Raw genomic sequence first — 4,338 nt, 5'->3', positions numbered from 1 at the left:
GAATTTACCTTGCAGGATTGCTCTTACTCCTTCAAGGTTTCCAGCAGTACCTAATTCCCTGAGCAGGAATTTCAGTATGTGCTGAGGGTCTCTGTTTAAAGAGTCTGCAACATCCTTGAAGTTTTGAATAAATGTTCTGTTACCTTGAATTACTGAATATGCCTTTACAGGTTCGAATCTTTTGCTTTCAAAAACTTCCGGAGGCAATTGGTCAATAGCTCTGTTTAATAAGTTTTCATAATCATCCATGATTTCACCTTTGTGATTTATATTTTTTAAACTCTCTAATTAGTAAAATGTAGTTTTCTATTAGTAAAAATTAAGTGTGAATTTTTCATCTTCAACTTTTTATCATTATATAATTTACATTAATATAAGTTATGTATTTTATTATTTATTAATGTAATGTATATGCCAGTTTATATTTAATAACTTTTTTTTAATATGGATTAATTTCAAAATCATTGGAAAATTTTAATATTTTTAACAGGCCACTCGAAAGTTAAACATTCATTCAATTGTAATTACAATGTTATTCAAGCCCAATATCTGGGAATAATCTATTTTCTGGGAAATGTTATTCAGGATTGCAATATTTGATTCAATGCTTTCATCCTCCATCACATTAATGCCCTTGCCTGAATACTTGATGGATATTAGAATATAATCCTCATTATCCCGGATAATCACATCAATCAAGTCTATGCTCTCGTTTATATCGATGATATGGACAATCATGTCCTCAATCGCCATGCTCACCAATACTGACAACCTTGCATCATCAAATGACTCCTGAATATTTTCAGAAATGTTGACCGCATCATCAACATTTCCTGTGATTGTGAATTCAAACACGGATTTTGCATCATGTTTCCTATTGAGGAAAAATCCGTAGTACTCCCCATTGCTTCTTTTAGCCTTAGCTTTAGAGTATATGGCAATAAAAAGTACGGTTGCAAATTCAGATGCAACAAGTGAAATCCAAAATCCATCAGCTCCAAAGAAGTGAGTTAAAAGGTATGCAAATGCAACAGGGAACAATAATCCCTGAAATAGAGTGATAAGATTAGCGAATTTATCATACTGGACAGATTCTGCATAAAAGCTGTAGAGGCTATTTATTGCAAATGCAATGAAGCTTACTGAAAATATTCTAATGATATTCATTATCATAGGAATATCTGCAGGATTGTTTACATTAAACATGAAAAGCACAATTTGCGGGAACAATATGAGCAATACTGAGAAGAACAATGCAAATCCAATAACTATCTTAAGGGATCTTCTTGTCACATAATCCACGCCGGTGAAGTCCTCTTCTTTATAATAGACTGCAGAAATAGGCAGGATTGATTGAACAGTGCCTAAAATGAAAATGTCAACTAGATACAATGCGTTATAACACATATCATATGCTGACAGACCCAAATCTCCTAAAAGTCCAGCAATCAAAGCATTCAATATAATCAATCTTATTGTGGTGTAAAGTGGAATTGAAGCGCCTGCAAAACCGGATTTGCATATGTCTGCAAGATAGCCAATGATCTTTGATGTTTTAACTTTAATTACCCTTAATGTTCTATCCGCCTTGAAGAAGTAAAGTGTAATGTAAATTGCAGAGACTATATGGCCCACGGTGGTTGCCATTGCAGCACCTGAAATCCCAAAGTTCATGAATTTCATAAAAACAATATCGAATATTATGTTTATAACATTACAAATCATAAATGCCTTGAACTGCATGTTAATGAATCCGTCAGTCTTGATGAAATATGCCAGACTAGTCATGTAACATTCAAACACAATTCCAAGAGCATAGTAATAGAAGTATTGGGTAACAAATTGCTTAAATTGGGGAGAATGACATAATAGATTAACGTATTCATTCTGGAACACGATTGTTGATAATGTAATGAGCAGACCAATTATTATAATCCCGATGATTGCAATCGTGAAATATGAGTTGCTGCGCTCCTCATCAAATTCCGCCCGGGCCATTGTACAAACTATACTTCCTCCCAGACCTATAAGCCAGTAAACGACATTGATAAATGCAACGAAAGGTTCAATACTTTGAACAACAGACAAATACACTGAACCCATGAACATGCTGATGAAGAATGCATCAACCAGAACTGCGAAATTGCCTGCAATTGAAGTTATCAATGTCGGAAAAAACAGTTCCCTGAACTTGCTGTTCAATAAATTAAAATTACGCTCATATGTCATGATATCCAACTATCTTTTTGATGCAATAACCATTCTGTTCAATTTATGTATCGGCAACTCTATTTTAAAGTTCAATATTCTTAGAAGCGCTTCGGCACCCAGTCTTGAATTAGGCATGAATGCATAGGTTGTTTTTGGAATGAAAATCAATCCTCCAAACTTGACCTTGTCGAATATATTCAGGAAGAGTTTGGCAATCTCATCATCCTTCATATCTCTAAGACTTTTATTTAGATTAATGACTACACAGTCAAAAGTTCCCTTGATTTCATTCAAATCATCGATTGAAACCTGAAATATATCCAAATCATCAAAATGAGTTTCAGTGACTAAAAGAGAAGTGCCATATGCCTTGATTTCATTCATCAGATATTCAATTTCCTTGAAAATCTCATCATCATTAATCTCCACATCATTATGCAATTCCTCACTGAAAACCAATTGGAAAGCACGTTTTTCAAGGTCTCTTAAAAAGTCAATATCCCTTTGAAGTTGATTAGGATCTTTATGAGCCAGATATATAGTTCCTCCAGAAGTTTCTAAATCTTGAGTTTTAGAGAATGCTTCAGGTTTTTCAATTGAGTGGAGGTCTGTTTTGAAGAAGCTTTTCAAGTTAACTCCAATTGAATTCATCGGAGAAGACCGGGCAATCAAGTCTTTTGGGATAATGAAATTTTTTACAACTCCCCGTGCAAATAGATGATACCCTTTCATGCGCTCCAGATTGAATTTTTCAGGATTCAAATAGGAATCAAGAGCACTGTCTGTTTCGTGCTGGCCTGAAATGAAATCCATGAATTTTCTATCCAAACTGTCTCCATGAGGACGGCAATTAACTTCAATTAAAACAGGTCCTTTTTCATCTATCATATATTCCCCATGAACAGGGCCGTACTTGACTCCCAATGCATCTGCAACATCATAAGCATATTCAACAAGCTCAGATTCGCCTATCCCCAATTCGGTAACAGTTTCATCATAGTCGTAGATGTTGCCTCCCTCATCAGTCATGATCTTGTTGTATTTCCATATTGTGGTTACACGGTGAATTCCATTGCAGGAAACTGTGTCTACGACATATTCCTGGCCCATGATACGTTCCTGAATTACCAGTTCCTTCAACTCATTTCCGTAAACCCCAGTCAAGTTAAACACTTCCTTGACCGCTTCAATCATTTCCTGTCTGTCTGAGCATAACCTAACCCCAACTGATGCGGCACTGTATACAGGCTTCACTACAACCCCCTCAAGGCCGTCCTCATCATAATACTCAATAGCTTCTTCCAGGGATCTGACAACCTTACCTTTTATTGAGCGAAGGCCATTTTCTGCCAACCTGTTCTGCATTTCATTCTTCAAGGTCAATGCATCTATGTTTTCAATAGGGTTGCATAAAAGGTCCAAGTCATTTGCAAGCCTTGTAGCCAGTATAACACCATCTTCAGTACCTGGAACGATGACTAATGGATTATATTCCCTCACCATTTCAAGTGTTTCTTCATAAGTGTCCTTTTCATAAATCAAATCAAAATCATTTTCGATTAATTCATATTCCTCTTTTACCTCTTCTTGATATGCCATTGCATCTTCAGAATCACCGAATGGCTTCATTTCCAAAACTATTGGATTGCAATTTCTGTCAATAATGTCCTGAACATAATTCTTCCCTGTTGACATGCACTGTACAATAATAATATTTCTCATGAAAAAACACCGTTCTATACTTTATCTAATTATTTATCTTTACTACATTAAAAATTTATTTTTTGTTATAAATTCACATGCTATCACAATAATATTAATAAAAATATTGGGATATTTTAAATAAAAAATAAATAAAATAAGATAAATCATGAAAAAAATACAAAATAGAATCACTTAAACAATTATCGAGTTGCTCTTAAAAAAAAATAAAAAAAGAAATTTAAATCAGTGAATGATTTAAATTTGAAAATACAATTTGGTTAGAAAAGAAAGAAATATCAGTCAACTCTTCTAAGATAGCCATTTGTTGGCTCATAAATGATTCCCTTGCTTTTGAGTTGTCTAACGCTGCTTTCGACTTTTTCTTCACTCATATCATATTCATCAACCATGATGTTCTTGAGG

General features: G+C 34.4%; 3 protein-coding genes and 1 pseudogene. All 4 read right to left on the bottom strand.

All coding sequences use genetic code 11. The features are described from left to right. Window positions 1–249 (bottom strand): annotated as a pseudogene (locus tag QZV03_RS11125) (translation initiation factor IF-2 subunit beta); the annotation flags it as partial. A 261-nt stretch (window positions 250–510) separates the two neighbouring features. Then, window positions 511–2,229: an MATE family efflux transporter gene (locus QZV03_RS11120; protein WP_296876789.1), complete on the bottom strand. Its 1,719-nt coding sequence runs from the start codon at window positions 2,227–2,229 to the stop codon at window positions 511–513. A 9-nt stretch (window positions 2,230–2,238) separates the two neighbouring features. Further along, window positions 2,239–3,933 (bottom strand): ATP-grasp domain-containing protein, encoded by a 1,695-nt coding sequence (locus tag QZV03_RS11115; RefSeq protein ID WP_296876788.1) that lies wholly within the window; start codon window positions 3,931–3,933, stop codon window positions 2,239–2,241. Window positions 3,934–4,211: 278 nt separating this feature from the next. After that, the coding region (locus QZV03_RS11260; protein WP_394350694.1) for a hypothetical protein at window positions 4,212–4,338 on the bottom strand (127 nt) is incomplete at its 5' end.

This window comes from uncultured Methanobrevibacter sp. (genome assembly GCF_902788255.1).
GTDB lineage: Archaea > Methanobacteriota > Methanobacteria > Methanobacteriales > Methanobacteriaceae > Methanocatella.
This window is presented reverse-complemented; position numbering and strand designations above follow the sequence as displayed.